The organism is Mycoplasmopsis cricetuli ATCC 35279 (assembly GCF_000526955.1).
GTDB lineage: Bacteria > Bacillota_I > Bacilli_A > Mycoplasmatales > Metamycoplasmataceae > Mycoplasmopsis > Mycoplasmopsis cricetuli.
In genome coordinates this window covers 1-20,837 of record NZ_JAHB01000012.1, presented here as the reverse complement: position 1 = coordinate 20,837, position 20,837 = coordinate 1, and the positions used below count along the sequence as shown (strand labels likewise).

Annotated in this window: 14 protein-coding genes and 1 rRNA gene; 14 read left to right on the top strand and 1 reads right to left on the bottom strand. The window is 24.8% G+C overall.

The genetic code is table 4. The features are described 5' to 3' along the window. Nucleotides 1-448: 448 nt before the first annotated feature. The 5 genes from secG (at nucleotide 449) to U744_RS0103125 (ending at nucleotide 5,596) form a co-directional block, all read left to right on the top strand. Entirely contained in the window at nucleotides 449-682 is a 234-nt protein-coding gene (gene secG / locus U744_RS0103145; protein ID WP_025755631.1) for a preprotein translocase subunit SecG, read from the top strand. A 2-nt stretch (nucleotides 683-684) separates the two neighbouring features. After that, nucleotides 685-2,886 carry a ribonuclease R gene (gene rnr / locus U744_RS0103140; protein WP_025755630.1) on the top strand — a complete coding sequence of 734 codons (2,202 nt, stop codon included), beginning with the start codon at nucleotides 685-687 and terminating at the stop codon, nucleotides 2,884-2,886. After that, on the top strand, nucleotides 2,846-3,646 hold the full coding sequence (locus U744_RS0103135) for a tRNA1(Val) (adenine(37)-N6)-methyltransferase (protein ID WP_036431973.1): 801 nt from the start codon (nucleotides 2,846-2,848) through the stop codon (nucleotides 3,644-3,646). Before rnr ends, U744_RS0103135 begins: the two co-directional genes overlap by 41 nt. Nucleotides 3,647-3,653: 7 nt before the next feature. Continuing rightward, nucleotides 3,654-5,201, top strand: a complete 1,548-nt coding sequence (metG, locus tag U744_RS0103130; RefSeq protein WP_025755628.1) for a methionine--tRNA ligase — start codon at nucleotides 3,654-3,656, stop codon at nucleotides 5,199-5,201. A 113-nt stretch (nucleotides 5,202-5,314) separates the two neighbouring features. After that, nucleotides 5,315-5,596, top strand: coding sequence for a putative quinol monooxygenase (locus U744_RS0103125; protein ID WP_025755627.1), 282 nt, complete (start codon nucleotides 5,315-5,317; stop codon nucleotides 5,594-5,596). Nucleotides 5,597-5,808: 212 nt separating this feature from the next. Here U744_RS0103125 and U744_RS0103120 read toward each other — a convergent pair whose 3' ends face one another. Continuing rightward, a complete protein-coding gene (locus tag U744_RS0103120; protein WP_025755626.1) occupies nucleotides 5,809-6,474 on the bottom strand; it encodes a hypothetical protein in 666 nt (221 codons plus the stop codon). A gap of 1,938 nt (nucleotides 6,475-8,412) precedes the next feature. Between U744_RS0103120 and U744_RS0103105 the strand changes: the two genes are divergently transcribed. From U744_RS0103105 to U744_RS0103065, 9 genes are all read left to right on the top strand, one after another. Continuing rightward, nucleotides 8,413-10,776 (top strand): P68 family surface lipoprotein, encoded by a 2,364-nt coding sequence (locus U744_RS0103105; RefSeq protein ID WP_025755624.1) that lies wholly within the window; start codon nucleotides 8,413-8,415, stop codon nucleotides 10,774-10,776. Between the two features lie 65 nt (nucleotides 10,777-10,841). Then, complete coding sequence (locus U744_RS04550; protein WP_025755623.1) at nucleotides 10,842-12,212, top strand: thermonuclease family protein; 1,371 nt, start codon at nucleotides 10,842-10,844, stop codon at nucleotides 12,210-12,212. Nucleotides 12,213-12,226: 14 nt separating this feature from the next. Next, on the top strand, nucleotides 12,227-14,314 hold the full coding sequence (locus U744_RS0103095) for an ATP-binding cassette domain-containing protein (RefSeq protein WP_025755622.1): 2,088 nt from the start codon (nucleotides 12,227-12,229) through the stop codon (nucleotides 14,312-14,314). Then, complete coding sequence (locus U744_RS0103090; protein ID WP_025755621.1) at nucleotides 14,301-15,347, top strand: carbohydrate ABC transporter permease; 1,047 nt, start codon at nucleotides 14,301-14,303, stop codon at nucleotides 15,345-15,347. Before U744_RS0103095 ends, U744_RS0103090 begins: the two co-directional genes overlap by 14 nt. After that, nucleotides 15,295-16,323 carry a carbohydrate ABC transporter permease gene (locus tag U744_RS0103085; protein ID WP_025755620.1) on the top strand — a complete coding sequence of 343 codons (1,029 nt, stop codon included), beginning with the start codon at nucleotides 15,295-15,297 and terminating at the stop codon, nucleotides 16,321-16,323. Before U744_RS0103090 ends, U744_RS0103085 begins: the two co-directional genes overlap by 53 nt. A gap of 3 nt (nucleotides 16,324-16,326) precedes the next feature. Beyond that, nucleotides 16,327-16,602, top strand: a complete 276-nt coding sequence (locus U744_RS0103080) for a hypothetical protein (protein ID WP_025755619.1) — start codon at nucleotides 16,327-16,329, stop codon at nucleotides 16,600-16,602. 3 nt (nucleotides 16,603-16,605) lie between these two features. After that, nucleotides 16,606-18,294 carry a hypothetical protein gene (locus U744_RS0103075; RefSeq protein WP_025755618.1) on the top strand — a complete coding sequence of 563 codons (1,689 nt, stop codon included), beginning with the start codon at nucleotides 16,606-16,608 and terminating at the stop codon, nucleotides 18,292-18,294. A gap of 79 nt (nucleotides 18,295-18,373) precedes the next feature. Then, nucleotides 18,374-19,183 carry a TIGR00282 family metallophosphoesterase gene (locus U744_RS0103070; protein ID WP_036431970.1) on the top strand — a complete coding sequence of 270 codons (810 nt, stop codon included), beginning with the start codon at nucleotides 18,374-18,376 and terminating at the stop codon, nucleotides 19,181-19,183. Nucleotides 19,184-19,401: 218 nt separating this feature from the next. Then, nucleotides 19,402-20,837 (top strand): 16S ribosomal RNA (locus tag U744_RS0103065); the annotation flags it as partial.

Here is a 20,837-nt window from a genome sequence, read left to right as displayed (position 1 = left end):
CATTAATTTTTATTTTATTTTTAAAAATAAAATCTAAAATTTTTAACTAAAAATATAGATTTTATAACGAGACATAATACTTTATTTAAAAAATAAAGTATTTTTTCTTAAATAGAAAAAAATAAAAATTTTAATAAAAATTATTTAAATATTACTTTTATCTGTAAAACATAATTTTCTTCAATGTTTATTTATTGCAAATTTCAAACACTGACGCAATTTAAAAATTTAAACAAACTTTTAATTATTTTGAAATAAAAAAAATGGCTTGCCATAATTTTAAATTTTTATAATAGTTTATTTTATTTTTCAGTTTAACAAAAATATTTAAAAAGTAAATATTTTGCTTTAATTTTAAATTTAATTTAAAGCTAAATTTGATAAAATAAAAACATAATTTATTGACTATAAACTGTCAATCACTTATAGTAAATTTAAAAGGAGTAAAATGACTTTTATAACAGTAGTTTTAATTTTTATTTCTTTTCTTATAATGATCATTTCTTTTTTAATGTCTCCTGATTCAAATGCTTTTTCTGGTGCGCTTGTAGGTTCTGGAGATTTGGAGTTATTTAAAGTATCAAAAGAAAGAGGAACTAAAAAAATTCTTAAATATTCAATGTTTATTTTGGGGGCATTACTTTTTATAGGTGCAATTTTATTAAGAATCTTTTTTAGATAATTATGAAAATTGAACAAATTTATGAATACATTAAAAAAACTAGCTCATGTTCATTCATTGATATTGCACGTTATTTTAAGATTAAACCTAAAGATAATTTTGAATTAAATAAAATTTTGACTATTTTGCAAAAAGATTACAAAATTTTTCGCAATGAAAAAGATGAGTATTATGCTGCTTTTTTAGTTAAAACCATTGAAGGAACCTTTGTTGCTGCTTCAAAGGGGAGTTTTGGTTTTGTTGATTATGACATTGATGAAATTTCAAAGACAAAAAAAAGTGTTTTCATTAAATCATTTAATTTTAATGGAGCAATTACCAATGATAAAGTTAAAGTTAATGTTTATCAAGGTTTTCATAATTCAGATAATTTAACTCATGGAATTGTAGTTGAAATTATTAAGAGAGGAAATGAAACAATTATTGGATTTATCAAGGAGAATAAATCCAAATTGTATTTTCATCCAAAAGATGCAAATTTTAAAAATGTTTTTTGAAATTTGTCTGCATCTAAAGTTGAATATAAGTTAAATGATTTAGTAGTAGCAAAAATTTTAAACTATGAAGGTAAGAATGTCTTTATCACGGTTATCAAAATTATCACCAATGAAGCAGATCCAATGGTATTTGTTAAAGCTTATTTAAATGAAATTAATGCACCACAATTTTTTTCAAGTGATTTAGATCAAGAAATTCAAGCAATCCCAAGCTCAATTGCAAATGAAAATTTAGTCAACCGAATTGATTTGCGAGATCAAATGATTGTGACAATTGATGGAGATGATACAAAAGATTTTGATGATGCAATCATGGTAAAAAAACTCAAAAATGGAAATTTTTTATTAGGTGTATACATTGCTGATGTATCTTATTATGTTAAAGAAAATTCACTTTTGGATAAAGAAGCTCTTTCTCGAGGAACTAGCACTTATCTGCCAGATCAAGTTTTACCAATGCTTCCTGAAAAGCTTTCCAATGGAATTTGTTCTTTAAATCCTGATGAAGATCGTTTTGTACTTGGTTGTGAAATGGAAATTAATTCTTTAGGAGAAAATGTAAAAACTAATATTTTTCAAGGTATTATAAATAGTAAATTTCGCTTAACTTATAAAAATGTAAATAATTTTTATCAAAGTAATGTTTTAGATACTTCAACTCATCCTGAACTTGGAGATCAATTAAAACAAATGTTAAATGAAGCTAAAGAATTGAGTTTAATTTTACATGCATACAAATGCAAACAAGGATATATTGATTTTGAAATTGATGAACCTAAAATTAAATTAGATCAACATGGTAGAGTAGTTGATATTGTTATTAACAAAAGAGGATTTAGTGAAGTTTTAATTGAGGATTTTATGGTTCGAGCAAATGAAACAATAGCTTTTATTTTGCAAGAAGCTAAATTACCAGTTTTATATAGAATACATGAAATTCCAACTGAGGAAAAATTACAAGCATTAAATAATGCCTTAGAAGTGATTCAATTACCAACAACTGATTTTAAATATTTTGAAATAACTCCAAAATTATTTGCTAATTTTGTTGAAAAAATTAAAAGTTTACGTGATGATGATTTTGTTAAATTACTTTTTTTAAGAACAATGCAAAAGGCTGTTTATTCTGAACATAATATTAAACACTTTGGACTTGCTAGTGATTATTATTGCCATTTTACAAGTCCAATTCGACGTTATCCTGATTTAATAATTCATCGAATTATTCGGAATTTTTTAATTGAGAAAAAAAATTCTAACATTGAAGCTTTTCGTGCTAATTTATCAAGTTATGGAAACTTAAATACTGCAAGTGAACAAAAAGCAGTTCAAACTGAACGCAAGGTTAATGATTTAAAATTTTCAGAATTTTTTAAAAATAAAATTGGACAAAATTTTAAAGCTCAAATTTTAAGTGTTTTAAATTTTGGTTTTTTTGTAGAATTTGAATTTAAAGCAAGTGCTTTAGTTCATAAAAGTAATTTATTTGCTGGAGATTTTGAATTAAATGAGAGTGCAACAAAGTTGATATCAAAAACAAAAACATATACTATTGGAGACTTAGTTGAAGTTACAATTGTTAATGTTGATTTAGTTGATGGAAAAGTGGATTGCGTTTTAACTGAACACTATCAGTTGTATTTAAACAAAATTCAAAGGGAAACCAATGAACGCAAACAAAGAGCTGCCTCAAAATTTAAAAAATAGAAAAATTGTAAAAAATTCTCTTGGATTTAATTCTAAACTATGAGTTTTTCAAGACAAGGAAATGTTCAATTATTCAGTTGATACTATTTTGCTTGGAAATTTTATTTATTTAAACAAAAAAATCACTAAAGCACTTGAGATTGGGGTTAATAATGGTGCTTTATCAATTTTTGTTGCTTCACGATCTGAAAAATTAATTATTGATGCAGTTGAAATTCAAACGCAAGCATGTGAATTGGCACAATATAATATTGAATTCAATCATTTAGAAAAACAAATTAATATAATTAATCAAGATTTTAATTTATTTTATCAAGATCATTGCAAATTAGTTAAACCAAAATATCAAATTATTTTTTGCAACCCTCCATTTTATGAGCTTGATAAAACTAAAAACAATCATAAAATTAATAATTCAAAATTAACTGCAACTCATGAAGTTAAACTTAACTTAGAGCAATTAATATTAGGATGCTCAAAAATTATTGAACAAAAAGGATTTCTCTCATTAGTTTTACCAGTTGAAAGAATTGTTGATGTTTTTACACTTTTAAAAAAGTATGGATTTGAACCTAAAAGAATTCAATTTGTTAGCACTCGTGTTAATGTTAAACCAAAATTTATTTTAATTGAAGCTAGATATCAATCAGGATCTGGGGTTCATTTTTTACCAAATTTATTTTTACATAGCTCTGAAAATAAGAACAATCATGATTATCTGCCCGAAATTAAAAAACTGTATAAACCAATAAAAGTATAGGAACATTATGAAAAAATATTTTTATATTACCACTCCAATTTACTATGCAAGTGGAAACTTGCATATTGGACATTTATATACAACAACACTTGCATGAGTGATTGCAAATTATAAAAAATTAATGGGTTATGAAGTTAAAATGTTAACTGGAAGTGATGAACATGGTCTTAAAATTCAGCAAAAAGCAAAAGAAAATAATCAATCTGAACAAATTTATGTTGATCAAATTGTTGAAAAATTTAAAATCTTATGAAAAGATTTGGACATTAATTATGATTTTTTTTCTCGCACTAGTGATTTTAAACATAAAGAAAAAGTACATGACATTTTTGAGTTTTTTTTAAAAGAAAACTTAATATATAAAAATAAATATGAAGGTCTTTATTCAGTTAATGATGAAGAATTTTTAACTAAAATTCAAGCAATAGAAAGAGATGGAAAATTTTATCATCCAACTAGTAATCATGAACTTGAATGAGTTTCTGAAGAAAGTTATTTTTTTAAAATGTCACAATTTACTAACTGACTTTTAAACTATATTGATAACAACAAAGACTTTATTAGTCCTGAAAAAATAAAAAATGAAATTAAAAACAACTTTTTATCAAAAGGACTTGAGGATTTGTCATTATCACGCACTAATGTTACATGAGGGATTAAAGTTCAAAAAGATCCCAAACATACATTATATGTGTGACTGGATGCATTATGCAATTATATTACAGCCTTAGATTACGATATCAAAACAAAAACACAAGGAAAATTATTCAATGAGTTTTGAACAAATAAAAATACTGAAGTAGTGCATTTAATTGGAAAAGAAATTACTCGTTTTCATGCTATTTATTGGCCAATTTTTTTACATGCTTTAAATTTAAAATTACCAACTCGAATTCAATCTCATGGTTGAATTATTACTCCAACTGGAAAAATGTCAAAATCAAAAAATAATGTAGTTAATCCATATGATTTATTAAAACATTTTCACCCTGAAATGATTAAATATTTTTTTTCAAGCCAAATTAGCTTAGGAGAAGATGGAGTGTATGAACAACAAAGATTTATTGATACAATTAATGCAGATTTAGTAAATAATTTTGGAAACTTAGTTTCAAGAACATTAAAAATGATCAGTAATAGTTTTAACAAGCCATTAAACTATGTCAAAACAAGTGATGTAAATGATTTAGATGTTGAGCATAAAATTATAAACTCAATTGAACAATATATTAAATATTTTGATAATTTTCAAGTTGACAAAGCTTTAAAAGTAGCAATTAATTTATCAAGTAGTTTAAATAAATATATTGATTTAACTCAACCATGAACTTTAAAGAACAACTTAGAAAGATTAGAACAAATTTTAAATCGATTGCTTCATGGAATTTATGCTTGCACTTTTTATTTAAGTGTTGTAATGCCACAAAAATGCAACGAAGTTTTAAAAGCTCTAAATTTAACAGAAATGAATTTTAAAGATATTTTAAATTTTTCTAAATTTAACTCAGTTTTAACAAAAGAATCATTTATTTTATTCAATCGAATTAAGTTGTAAAAATTTATAAAAAAATATTTTAAAAAAGGATTCTTTTTAATTTAATAAGTTAATTTGATAAAATAAATAAAGATTAAATAAATCACAATTTATTTAAATAAGTAAGGAGAAAAATGATCTTTGCAAAAGCTACTCGCTATCAAATAAATGAAGAAAAACTAAAAGGTTTTATTGATTATTTGTATGTGTTAACCAAAAAAACTAGAATGTTAACTAATAATTTGTCTTTTGAGTATGGTTTTGATAATAAAGATATAGTAATTATTGAAAGATGAACAAGTGATCAAGATTATGAAAAACACATCAAAACCGATGAATACTCAAAAGAATTTGCCACCTTACAGAAAATGTCAATTAAAGTAACCGTTCTTTATCAAATAAACACATTATCATAAAAATAATTTAGTTATTTTAAAAAAATATAATATTTAATATTTTTTAGTAGCATTTTATTAATGTTTTTAACTTATATAAATTCAAAAATTAAAATTTAATTAAGATATTTTTATTTTTAAAATAAAAAATCCAACTACAAGAGTTGGAAAAAATATTTTTCTTTACACATTTTATAATGTTATCACTTATTTTTTATATTATTTTTTCACAATTAGTTAAAATTTTGTTTTAAAAATTTTAAATACATACAGGGAGGCATAGCAAAAGGCAAATTAGTAAAAATAAATTCAGGAGTTATTAATTTATTAATTGTTAATTCATTTTTTATTTTATTTATAAATTCATTAGTTGCAATTTTTTCTAGTATAAAAAAATATAAAAATAAAGAAAAAACACTTAAAAAACATGCAAGTATTATTGAAAAAAGAAATAAATTTTCTTGTATAGGGTTTTTTCTTATATTTTCAGAAATTAATAAAAAACTTGTGGGAATTAAAAACACAATTAAAAGCCAAAGAAGAATAAGTAAAATTAATAAAACTCTAAATTTAAAATCTTTAAATTTAACTCAAAAATTAAATTGTTTTAAATTTTCAATTGAATTAAAATTAATTTTATTGATATCAATAAGGTTATTTTTACACTTAAAATTAAAAGTATTTTTATTTTTGAAAATAACTGCAAATGAAAAAAAATAAGTAGTAAAAAATGGTGAAAATATAATGACAAAATATTTTTGTTCTAAAGAAATAATCATAAAAACATTCAAAAGAATAAGTAAAATAAATATTGGAAATGAAAAACAAGAATATGTTAACAAAATAAAAAAATTCTTTTTTTCATTAATTTTTATTTGTTCAGTACTGTAAATTTTCATTTTTTAATACCCTCTATATTTAATAATATGTAAAAAATAATTTTATTTATTATAATTTTCTTTTTTCTTTGTTGTTATTGTAATTTTCATCATTTTCTGTAGTTGCATCAATTGTTACAATTAATCAAGCACTATCTATTATTTATCCTAAAACAGGAAATACTAAAAAACTACAAAAGAAACCTGATACAGATGAACCTACAGAAGCAACGACATTTCTCTCATTTAAATAATAGTTTTTAATAATAAAAATAATCTATTAATATAATCACTTAGTGTTTTTTCTTTTAAATTAAGTTAAAATAGTTTCTTTTAAATCTTCTTAGGAATTAAATGATTAATTTCTTTTAAAAATTTTTGATAATTTTTACTTAAAAGCAAATATTTTTCAAAATTGACGTTTTTTCTTGCTCGTTTCTAAAATTTTTTTCATTAAAAAACAAATTAAATTCAGAAAATTTAAATAGCTTTAATTCTTGTATTGTTTTTACATAATTAATTTTAAATTTAGTGTGTTAATTAATTTAACACAATTAAATTATATATATATATATATATATTAAAAAAACGAAATTTTTATCTTAAAATTTCATAATTTTATAACTAAAAAACTAATGATTTAAATATTATTGTTTTATCAAAAAAATGATTTATTTAGTATTTTAGTATGAATAGTAATAATATGAAAAAATAGTAGAAAAATAAATATAGTTAAAACAATAATTGATTATTCTTTTTTCAAAAGAGTTGAAGTTAAGTTTGAAAATAAAATATTTACACTAGAATGCAATTTAATAGGATATTAAAAATTTCATTGTAAAAAAATATTTAGTAAAAATATTTTTTTTGTGTTCCCTGAATATTTATTGATAGAAAAAATTTTTCAAACATATATAAAATTCAAAACAAAAAATTTTAAAACTAAAAATGATTTAATAAAAAAATAACAAACAGTAAAAAATTTAGTTGAAATATTTAACAGTGATCAAAAAACACAATTGTTAATCAAAAAAAATATTTCTTTTGATTATATTTTAATAAATGCATATTTTTAATTTTTGGAACAAAAAAATAATGTACATTTTTTATAAATGATTTTTATTTATTAAATTTAATAAAAAAAATTTAATTATCATAATTTATCTAAGCATATGAAGTATTTTTATAATTAATTAGATAAAAAAGACTAAAAATAATTTTTCAAATATCTAATTTTTTTAATTTTAAAAAAAACAATTTTAATTTTTTAAAAATGTAATAGAATTAGCTGATTATTTGTTAATTTACAATTCATCGTCTTTTTATTTGTTAAATTTTAATGGATAATATTAATAAAACATTTTTTTAAAAATATTAATGTTGGTTTTTAATCATCTTTTTAAAATGGAATAAATTTATTAATTTTAAAAAATTTTAAACTTAAACATTTGTTGGTTGATTTTTTTGTACCTTGTAAAATATGTGATTTTTCTCTTATAAAATAATAAAATTATTCTTTCTTTAAGCAACAAAAAATTCATTATAGAAAACTTTTTTAAGTTATATATATTTATATAGTTTAATTAAATTTAAAAAAAGTAAATAAATATCTAATAAAAATAAAAATTTAAATTAAATTAATACATATAGTTTTACAAATGATTATAAAAATAATAAAAATGTATTTGTATAAATATAATTATCTTTTGTAAAGAAAAGATATGTTAATAAAATAAAGTTAAATATTTTACTTAACAATTTTATTTTTAATTTTGAAAAAAATATTTGAAATTTTTATTGTTTTTAAATAAAATAAGCTCAAAAAATCATATTGCAAAAATATGAAAGTAAAAAGATTTGTTCAGTTAAAAAAAATAAAAGTAGTAAAATTTAGGCATATTATTTTTGTAAATAAGATAATATAAGTTAATAAAAATTAATTTGTTAAAAGGGAATTTTATGACTTCAAAATTGAAAAAATTTATTTTAATTAGTTCTTTACCTTTAATTGGTGGTGTTACTACATTAGCTGCTGGATGTTCAAGTGATGATAGTGATACAGAATTGATAAGTTCACCAGGAGATACTCCAGAACAAAGAAGAGAAAATGCTGAACATGGAGCAAATCCTGCAGGAATTTCAAATAGATTTGATACAGAATATGATGAAAGTAGAGAAATTAAAATAGGAACAACTTTTTCAAAAGGAGGTATTCAGGCAAAAACAATTGATAATATTTTGGCTGTGTATAATAAATTAGTTGATGATAAATCAGCTGATTTATTTAAAGGATATAAAAAAGTTGAACAAAAAAATCTAGGTTCAGGATACCCAGCTGGAGCAACAAAATTGCAACAAGATTTAAATTTAAAAAATAAATCTGAATTTTATAATCTAATTGTAAATTATTCAAATGTAGCTTCAATTTTAGCTGATAAAAATATGTTGTTAAGTTTTAATGATATAACTGATGATACTAATTTTGATATTAGTGAATTTAGTGATTTATTTACAAAATCTAATTCATTAATTGAAAATGTTACAAATGGTTCCACATATGTTTTACCTTTAGCTAAAAGTACTAATATTTTATCTTTAAATGCACCTGTTCTTTCATATATTATTTCAAAAATGAAGGAGGTTGGTGCAACTATTGCTAGCGATGAAAAAACAACTAGTTTTATAAAAGATCTTGAAGATAAAGGTAAAGATGATAGAGAAGAAGTTCAAAAGCTTTGAGGATTAGCAAGATCAGGGCAAAGTTTGCAAGGATATACAATTTCTAAATCTATTTTTGAAAATTATGACAAAATGATTGAATTTTCAAATAAAGCACAAACTTTATTGACAAATTCTTATAATGAAGGAAATCCATCTTCTTCTGAATTACATGTTTTTGGTATTGATTGACCTGCTTCATTATTATTGCAAGCTTCATATTCAGATTTAGATGCTATCGATAAAAATGCATTAACTAAAGTTGTGCCAAAAAACGGTAAAGAACAAGCGGATTTTGACACTATTAAAAATAAAGATAGTCTTGGATCTTTATCAGCTTCAAAAATTTATAATGTTTTAAAGGAAGCAATTAAGTTAGGAAGTATAAAGCTTCAACCTGGTGGGGCTTACTCTTCAGGAAATCAAACTAAACACAAATTTGCTTTTTCAATAGGGTCCACAGCTGGATACTCTCATAATTTTGTAAAAGCAGGGAAAAATCAATCAGATTTTACATTTGATAATACACTAGTTGTTGAATATGATTTAGATGAAAACAAAGGAAAATTTTTAACAGTTAAAAATGGTGCATCTTTTGATGCTAAAGATAAAAATAAAGTAAAAGATACTGATCAAGTTTTATTTTCATTTAGTAAATTTAATAATTTTGTTTATAAATCAACTTATAGTGGAAGTGGGTTTTCTAGTTTCAATGTAAAATCAAAAGATGCTAAAAATGATGAAAAAATTAATAGTATTTTAAATAAAATTACTGAAAAATCATTGCTTATTAAAATACCTGATTTTTCAGAAACAAAATCTGAATTTAAAAAGTTAATAGTTAATTTAGATAAAAAATCTATAGTTCATTTTGTTGTTCAAAGTTCTGATGAAAAAGAATCATTAGTTATTTTCTTTGAGGATGGAATTACAAAAAAAGAAGCTAAAGACAATAAAAAAGAAACAAATGAAATAAATGAATTAAGTAAAAATAAACTTATTGAAATTGGATTTAAGTACAATGAATATAATGAAAAAGGTCTTTTACAAGAAAATGAACTGGTTATATTAGATCAACCATTAAAATGAAATGAAAAAAATAAAAAGAAAGTTATTTATCTTCAAGGACCATCATTAATTGGTATTCATAATAATGAAAAAGATGATCAAGCAACCAAGGCATTTGTTAAGTGATTATTCACTTCCAAAACTGAATATGAATTTGATTCACCTGATAAAAGTGAAAATGAGAAAAAAAAGAATTCAGAAACTGGTAAAGAAGAAAGTGTTCCAAAAAAAGTTAAGTTAGCACCTATAATTTTTCTTCAAAAATATTCTTCATATCTAACACCTATTAAAGGATTTGAAAGTATTGATGAAAAACTTTTTGATAAAAAATCAGATAAAAATGCTTATATAAAAAATACTCTTAAATTATTTAAACTAGCCCACAATAATAAAGATGAATATGTTATGTATGAAGAGCCAGGATCAACAAAATCAAATCCATTTAGAGAATCAGTTCAAACTGGATTAATTTCACTTCAAGATAATCCAGATGATCAAACATTTGAAAAATTTGTTGCAAATATTAAATTAACTTAAAAGTGACAATAAGAATAAAACAATTTGCTTGAATTTAGGCAAATTGTTTTAAAATGAAAGAAAACATGAAAAAAAAATTATTATTTCCAGTTTCAATTACTATTTTACCAGCAGTTGGAATAGCAGTTGGGTGTGAAAACAAAGAAGAAATTCAAATACCTCCTGAAAATTATTTAAAGATAAATACAAATCTTGAATATGAAATTGAAAATGTTAAAGGCAATAAAAATTTTGTTAAATTTACCTATCCTAAAAATAAATTAAATAGTTCAAACAGAAGTGAAATTATTTCAAAATTTCGAGATGAATTTTCTTTGTTAAAAACAGAAATTAAAAAAAGCATTGAAACATTAAATCAAAATATCACAATTTTGCCTGGAAAGTTCTTAATACCAGAAATTATTGATATTAATAATTATCCAAAAGAAATTAATTTGAAAATCAAAGATAAATACTTTGTTTTAAAAAATTCTGAAATTCAAAGTAGTTTTTTAGATAAAAAATTTAAACAACAAACAAAAATAGAAGATAAAAATGATAAACAAATTGAATTAGATAAAATATACACAGAATTTAAAACAAGTGATAAATTTAAAATATTAACTTCATTTCATTACAATCTTTTTTATAAAAATCAGTTAGTTTCAGATTTTAATGTGTCTATTGAAAAAGAGTCTGAATCAAAAGCAAACCCTACAATGGAGAAATTTAAACAAAACATTAATTTATCTGAACATAAATTAACTAATCTTGATATAAATTGAGAATCTGAAGAAATTAAAAAACAAGATAATTACTTTGATGCAGAAATTGTAAAGTATTCAGATGGAGATACACTTACAGTAATAGCAAAGACTGATTTACCAAAATATAATGTTAAAAAAGGTGAATTACATAAAATTAGATTATCAGGAATTGATACTCCTGAAAAAGCAATTCAAAAAACTAAAGCAGCTCCAATTGAATATGCATTCGCAGAACTTCCAAGCAAATTTATGGAAGATTTATTTAATTTACCATTAAATGAAACATTAAAATTAAAAGATAAAGTAAGAATTGGTTTTATAACTGGAAAAGATACTTATGAAAGAATTACTGCTGATGTATTTTTTGGTGAAAATTATCAATATTCTTATAATTTAGAAGTTGTTAGCGCAGGTCTTACTTTGCCTTTAGATGATAAAACAGAATGACAATTCAAAATTAAATCACCAAATAATTATTATTCATTGGTGTATCCAAAGATGTTTAAAAATTTTAATGAAGCTATTGAACAAAATAGAGGATTTTTTCATTATTTTAAATCACCAATTGATGTGGCATTTAATGTTTACCTAATAAAACCAAATACAAGTTGAAGTATTTTTTGAAAAGAAAAATTTGAAACATCAAATAATAAAAATATCAAAATAAGTGATTTAGTTTCAATTGATTAAAAAGAAAGAATTATATGAATATATTTAAAAAACTAAAACATAAATTAAAGGTATTTCTTGCTAAAAATGATCCCGAATATTTAGAAGTTTTAAGACAATACAGACAAGAATACAAAGAAAAAGATCACAATAAAATTCCTGCAATAGAACTTAAAAATTTAAATATTGATTTTGGAGAAACTCTTGCAGTTGATAATGCAAGTTTTCAAATTCCAGAAGGTAAATTAGTGACATTATTAGGTCCAAGTGGAAGTGGAAAAACTACTACTTTAAACGCTATTGCTGGACTTTTAACAGCAACTTCAGGAAAAATTCTTTTTAAAGGAAGAGATGTTACCAATTTTACTCCTCAAAAAAGTAAAATTGGATTTGTGTTTCAAAATTATGCGCTTTATCCACATATGAGTGTTTATGCAAATATTGCTTTCCCTTTAAAAAATGATTTAGAATGACAAAAAAAAGTTTCATTAGAACGTGAAAAAGCCAAAAATAATATTCGCATGTTATATTTAAAAAAAATTGGGGCAACAGAAGAAGAACTAGCATTATTAAAAAATAAATTTATTAATTGAGAAATTGCAGATTTTGAAAGTAATTCTAGATTGACTCAATCTTATGCCAAGTTAATTGAAGAATATGAAAAAGCTAACACTGAATATAAAATTGCTTTAGTTCATGAAACCTCAGAAATTTCAGCATTGGCTAAAAATACTTTAAAAGCAAATAAAAAAATCAAAAAAGAAATTAATTTGGAAATCGAAAAACTAAAGGAAAAACATAAAAAGGATTTAAAAAATAATTTAATTGATGAGTCCACACTTCAAAATTCAGAAGTGCTGGCAAATTTAGATACTTCATTGCTTAAATATTTAAAATTTAACTCAAATGAAGAAATTAATTCTCATATTGAAAAATTAAAACAATTAAACCAACAATTAGCTAGTGAAAATTTTGCTATTTTAGAATTTAAAGACCAAATTAAAAATTTAAAAACCAAACAAAAAATTTTAATGTTAATTGCACGCTATGATTATGCAGTTAAATTAGATGAAATTGTTAATAAATACAAAACTATTAAAACTGAAAAAGCAGAAAATAATAAAATTTCTAAAAAAAATTTTAAAGAGATTATAAAAAATGATTTGGAATATAATGTATTATTAGAATTATCAAAAAATCTTAAATATTTTGCTGAAAAAGATTTTTACGAAACTGTTAAAATTTTAGAGAAAAAGTATAATTATGCTTCTTTTTTGAAAGACGAAAAAAATGCTGAAGATTCTATTTGAAATCAAGAAGAACAGAAATTACTTAGTGAATATAAGGAAAAAATAATTCCACTTAAAAAAGCTATTCATAATGCTGTAATGGAAGTTGCTGAAAGAGTTGAAATTGTAAAAATATTACAAAAAAAACCAACTAGACTTTCAGGAGGACAGCAACAAAGAGTTTCAATTGCAAGAGCAATTGTTAAAAAACCACAAATTTTATTAATGGATGAGCCACTTTCAAATCTAGATGCTAAATTAAGAGTTTCAACTCGCCAATGAATTCGGAAAATTCAACAATCACTTGGAATTACTACAGTTTTTGTTACTCATGATCAAGAAGAAGCCATGTCTATTTCAGATATAATTGTTTGCATGTCAACTGCACGAGTTCAACAAATAGGAACACCTCTTGAATTATACAATAAACCAAAAAATGAATTTGTGGCTAGATTTTTAGGAGTTCCTGAAATGAGTTTATTTAGTTCTGAATTTAGAGAAGGTTCTTTATTTGTTAAGGGTCATAAAATAGAAAATATTAAACTTGTTGATAAGGATTTTGCTAAAGTTAAAGTTGGAATTCGTTCAGAAGATTTTATTATTAAAGAAAATAAAGATGAACATTCATTTAGTGGAACAATTTTAGCATTAGAAAACTTTGGAAAAGAAAGCAAATTAGTTGTTGAAATGCCAGATTTAACTAGAATTAACTTTCTTGTTGATAATACAAAACAATATAATGTTGGAAATTTAATCTATTTTGAATTACCAGTTAATAAATTACATATTTTTGATGCTTTAACAGAAGAGAGAATTGATTATGAAGTTATTTAATTTTGAATTTTTCAATAACATTAATAAAAAACTTCCTTTTTTACATAGTTGAAGTATCAAAAAAATTTCTCAACGAAAAAGTTCATTATCTTATTCTGTTTTAGAAAAAAAGACTAATTTTTGAATACCATTTTTAATGTTAACTCCTGGTATTGCTTTAATTTTAATGTTTACCATAGTTCCAATGTTTTTTAATATTTATAATTCTTTAACAGATGAAAATGGTAATTTAACTGGAGTTAATTATCTTAATGTAATAACTGATTCAAGATTTGCATTAGGAGTTAGAAATTCATTTATTTATGGAATTTTTACTTTACCAATGGTAATGATTATTTCATTGATTGTTTCATCAATTATTGCAAAATTGTATCGTAATTATGCACGTGGATTTTGACAAACGGTTTTTTTCATGCCTTATGTAACCAATGCAGTTGCTACTTCTCTTGTGTTTATTCAACTTTTTAGTTCAAATGGACTTTTAAATAGTGCAATTGGAACTAATACTAAATGATTAAATTCAGGAGATCCAAATACTTTTAATGCTTTAATTGCTATTGTTATTAATGGAATTTGAAATGGACTGGCATTCAATATTTTAATTTATACAACAGCAATGCTTTCAGTTGATAAAAATTTATATCGTTCAGCCTCAATTGATGGCTGCTCTGAAATTAAACAATTTTTTACTATTACATTACCATCCATTAAAGGAACTATTAATTTTATTATTACTTTAGGAATTATTGGTGGACTTAAAGTATTTCCACTTGCATTATTTGAAAACAGACCTTCAAATGCTTTTGTTAATGGTGGTGCCTCAATTATGCTTTATGTATATTTAATGACACAAAATGGAGATTTACAACTTTCAGGTGCTGCAAGTATTTCATTGTTTATTATTGGTGTTACTTTTTCATCAATTATTCGTGGAGGATTTTTTATGATTCAAGTAACCCTAAATAATTTAGGAGAGAGAAATGTTTGAGTTAAAACTAAAAATTCATCAATATTTCAACAACAAAAAGCTTAATAAAAATCAACAAAAAGTTTCCTCTCAAGTTCGAGAAAGCAAAATTTCAAGCGTTGTTTTAAGTGGGATTGTTAAATTATTTATTTTGTGTTTTTTCGGAGTTGTAGTTGCATTTCCATTTATTTATATGATTTTAGTTTCGTTTATGAATGATGGTGAAGCTGAATCATTAAAATCTAGTTTTAATTTAGTTCCTTCATTTAGTTCTGGTAAATCTTATTTTGCAGGAAAAGGATTTGTTTTTGAACCATATTGAACTAATATTGTTCAAAATACTTACAATCGAGCCATTACCAATGGATATTGAAGTTCATTTGCATTAACTTTAGCAAATGTGTTTGTGTCAGTATTTTTTAAAGTTTTTATCACTTCATTGATGGGTTATGCTTTTTCGCTTAAAAACTGAAAAGGAAAAAAAATAGTTTGATTTATTGCACTTGCTTTACTTGTTCTTCCAGAAGTTGCGCTTCTTTCGGGGCAATATGGAGTGATTCTTAAAACTAAGTTATATCGAACTTTTATTTTATTTGTTTTAGCTATTGCTCTTCCTTTTAGTGCTAGTGTTTTTAACACAGTTATGTATAAAAATGCCTTTGAAGCTATTCCTGGAAGAATTAAAGAAGTTTCGCTTGTTGATGGGGCAACTGGGCCAAAATACTTTTTTAAAATCGCACTTCCAATGGTAATTCCAACTACATTAACTATTGTAATCTTAACTTCTCTTGCTTCATGAAATGCATATCTTTGACCTTCTATTATTTCAACAATTGGTGATACTAAATTTGATGTTATTTCTGTGTGATTATTTAGAGCTGGAATTAACCCAGATGATCCTGAATCAGCTGCAAATGTTGCTGTTAATGTTAAATTAGCTGCCAGCTTGCTTGTTATTTTACCTATGTTTGGGATTTATCTTATAGCAAGAAAATGAATTATGCGTGCTGTGTCAAGACAAGGATCAACAATTAAAGGATAAAAGATGAAAAACTATAAAAATAAAATCATTATTTGATCAATTATCACTGTTATTTCTTCAATTATGATCATTGTTTTATCAGTTTTAATTGCTCAATTAAGTCAAACCATTAGTTTATTTAACACAGTAACTTTAGATTTAAAAATTTTAGAAACATACAATTATGTCAAAGCATATTCAATTGGAGGTTTAGCATTTTTTTGTATTTTATTTGTCATGGGATCTATTATTTCATATGCTGGAATTAGATCTTGAAAATACTCAGAATTGTTTAATTAAATTATGAAAAAAACCAAATTATTTAAATATCCTTTAATTACATTAGTTTTTTTAGGATTTTCAACTACAAGCGTTTCATGTTTGTATGAAAATGATCCTACTGTTTTATATGCTAAAAAATTTCAAAAAGAAAATGCTTTTACAGTTAAAAATAGAGTAGCTCCAAAAGAAAATAAAAAATTAGTGAATTTTGAAAATGAATTGTTTAATTCAAAAAAATTAGAATACAATTTTAATAACTTTAATTATAAACCTGAAAATAGAAATTTTGAAATTAATAATGATCATTTAATTGTAAAAATTAAAAATGGATACACCTTAACTAAAAATGAACAAATTATTTTAAATCAGGCAGTTGTTGATGCTATCACTGATGCTAAAGCAAAAAGTAATTATCAAAATCTTTTAACTAATTTGCAAAATCAAATTAGTAACTATTTAAATTCAAAGGATCATAGTGTTTCAATTAAAGATATTAAAAATAAAAATTTTGATGAAGGAAGTGTTAACAACCAAATACTTGAATTAAATAAAACATTTAATTTAATTGATCAATTTTTTTATTATGATCTAACAGATAGTTCACAAATTATTAACAAAGAAGATGTTTTTAAAATTGTTGAAAATTATTTAAAAGATACCCCTTTTTATGCTAAATATCTAAGTGAAGAAAAGTCAAAATTGTATTCTATTGAATATGTTTTAGGTCAAGAAAATTTACTTAAAACTATTAAGTTTGAATATCAGGAATTAATACCTTTTAATGGTATTCCTACTGATGTTTTTCAAGAAGTTGAAAGCAAGATTCAAAAAATAGAATCAGAAAATAATTTTAAAAAACAAAGTAAAGATATTTATAAAAAAGTCTTTGAAGTTATAAAAGATAGAACATTTATTGTTGATGATGATTCTAAGTATGGAATTGGAGCTGGTTTTGGTCCAATTTTTCTGCTTAAGGGAATTGATCCAAATTCTCTTAATGAAAATGATAATTTTAGAATTTTCAGCAAACAAAATCCTGTTCCAGTCAATCTTGAAAAAGAATTTTTAAATGATCCAAAAAAATTTGTACTAAAATATCCTGAATATTTAGATTTTTATGATACAATCACTAAAACTGAAAGAGATTTAAATAAAGCTAAAAGCCCAAAAAGAATAGCTATTTTTACTGATTTATTAAAAGACTATCAAGCAAAACAAAAACAATTTGTTGCTGCAGTTAAAAAACTTCAAAGCTTAAAAGCCCAAAATGCTTCGCTAGAGGAAATTAAAAAACAAGATCAAGAAGTTATTAAAACTAGAAAGCCTTTTGACAAAGATATCGATAGAATCAACAAAATAATTGATGAGGAAATTCAAGATTCAAAAACTACCGTTTTTTCACTTGTTGATTTATATAGCAAAATTTTGTTTGCCCAATCGGTTTATAAAATTCAAATAATTAAAGGGACTTATCAAAATTCTTCAACAAGTGATATTAAAAATATTTATTGACTTGAATTTTTTGATTTATCAGATAATACCTGAAAAATGATTGATGTTTATAAAGGATATCTTTCATACTCAAATTTAATTTTATTTGAAACTATTTATAAAACAAAAATTTACAATCTTGATGAAGAATTTCATAAGTCCTTACCAGCTGGATATACAATTGATTTAAAATTTATTTCAGCCGCTCATGTAAAATAGTATTTTAAAAAAACGCTACAAGGCGTTTTTTTATGTTTTTTTAATCAAAAGATAAAATAATTTATAATATATTACATCTATGGCACAAATTAAAATTTTATTTTTTGGTGATATTTTTGGACAACCTGGTATTGATAGTGTAGAAAAAATTTTACCCATATTAAAACACAAACACAACATTGATTTTGTTTTAGCTCAAGGAGAAAATATTTCAGGTCGAAAAGGATTAAATCTTCAAGATTATAAAAAATTAAAAACAATTGGAATTGATGCATTCACTATTGGAAATCATATATGAGCAAATGAAGAAATTTATTCATTTGTTGACAACGAAGATATCATACGCCCTTTGAACATCAATGATACTTATCCAGGATCTGGAGTTAGATATTTTAAAGTAAAAAACCACACTTTAGCAATTGTTTCACTCATGGGGGTGGCTTTTAATCCGCTTTTAAAACCTTGAAAAGAAGAATATGCTAATAATTTTTTTGATAGCATTGATCATTTTTTATCAAATAATACCAGTGATTTTACAATTGTTGATTTTCATGCTGAAACTACTAGTGAAAAAAACGTTTTTGCTTTATATGTTGATGGACAAGTAGATGCAGTGTGTGGTACTCACACTCATGTTCAAACCAGTGATGCACGCAAACTTCCAAATAACACGCTTTATATAACTGATGTTGGAATGTGTGGTCCACAAGATAGTGCTATTGGAGCAAATTTTAATGAAGTGTATCAAAAAATGCGTTTTGATTCATGAGAACGTTTTCAAGTGAGTCCAAACAACACTCAAATTAATGCGGTTATTTTAACCTTGAATACCAATAAATTTAAATCAAAAATTAAAACAATTAATTTACGAGATGTAATTGTTTATTAATAACAAGTTTAATTTAATTGATAAATACTGAATAAATTTGGTTTATTCATTATTTTTTTGTTTAAAAATTATTGTAAATTTTTTATATATTTTGTATTTTTAATAATTCTCAAAAAAATAAAAAAATATTTTGGAATAATTTTTTTTATGTATAATTAGAAAGCAAAAATTGCAAAAGTTCTTTGAAAACTAGATATACACAAAACATGACAGTCAATTTTTTCGAGAGTTTGATCCTGGCTCAGGATGAACGCTGGCTGTGTGCCTAATACATGCATGTCGAGCGGAGTTCTTTTAGAACTTAGCGGCGAATGGGTGAGTAACACGTACTTAACGTACCCTTTAGATTGGAATAACACTGAGAAATTAGTGCTAATGCCGAATACTTATTTTTTACACATGTAATTAATATAAAAGGAGCGTTTGCTTCACTAGAGGATCGGGGTGCGCAACATTAGCTAGTTGGTAGGGTAAAGGCCTACCAAGGCGATGATGTTTAGCGGGGTTGAGAGACTGAACCGCCACACTGGGACTGAGATACGGCCCAGACTCCTACGGGAGGCAGCAGTAGGGAATTTTCCACAATGAGCGAAAGCTTGATGGAGCGACACAGCGTGCAGGAAGACGGCCTTCGGGTTGTAAACTGCTGTTACAAGGGAAGAAAAAATAGCATAGGAAATGATGTTATATTGACGGTACCTTGTCAGAAAGCAACGGCTAACTATGTGCCAGCAGCCGCGGTAATACATAGGTTGCAAGCGTTATCCGGAATTATTGGGCGTAAAGCGTCTGTAGGTTGTTTGTTAAGTCTGGTGTTAAAACTTGGGGCTCAACCCCAAATTGCATTGGATACTGACAAACTAGAGTTATTTAGAGGTTAATGGAATTCCTTGTGAAGCGGTGAAATGCGTAGATATAAGGAAGAACACCAACATGGCGAAGGCAATTAACTGGGAATACACTGACACTGAGAGACGAAAGCGTGGGGAGCAAACAGGATTAGATACCCTGGTAGTCCACGCTGTAAACGATGATGATTAGTTGATGGACACCATTGACGCAGCTAACGCATTAAATCATCCGCCTGAGTAGTATGCTCGCAAGAGTGAAACTTAAAGGAATTGACGGGGATCCGCACAAGCGGTGGAGCATGTGGTTTAATTTGAAGATACGCGTAGAACCTTACCCACTCTTGACATCTTCTGCAAAGCTATAGAGATATAGTGGAGGTTAACAGAATGACAGATGGTGCATGGTTGTCGTCAGCTCGTGTCGTGAGATGTTCGGTTAAGTCCTGCAACGAGCGCAACCCTTGTCCTTAGTTAGATGATCTAAGGAGACTGCCTAGGTAACTGGGAGGAAGGTGGGGACGACGTCAAATCATCATGCCTCTTACGAGTGGGGCAACACACGTGCTACAATGGACAGTACAAAGAGACGCAATACGGTGACGTTGAGCAAATCTCAAAAAACTGTTCTCAGTTCGGATTGAAGTCTGCAACTCGACTTCATGAAGTCGGAATCGCTAGTAATCGTAGATCAGCTACGCTACGGTGAATACGTTCTCGGGTCTTGTACACACCGCCCGTCAAACCACGGGAGCTGGTAATGCCCGAAGTCGGTTTTGTTAACTACGGAAACAGCCGCCTAAGGC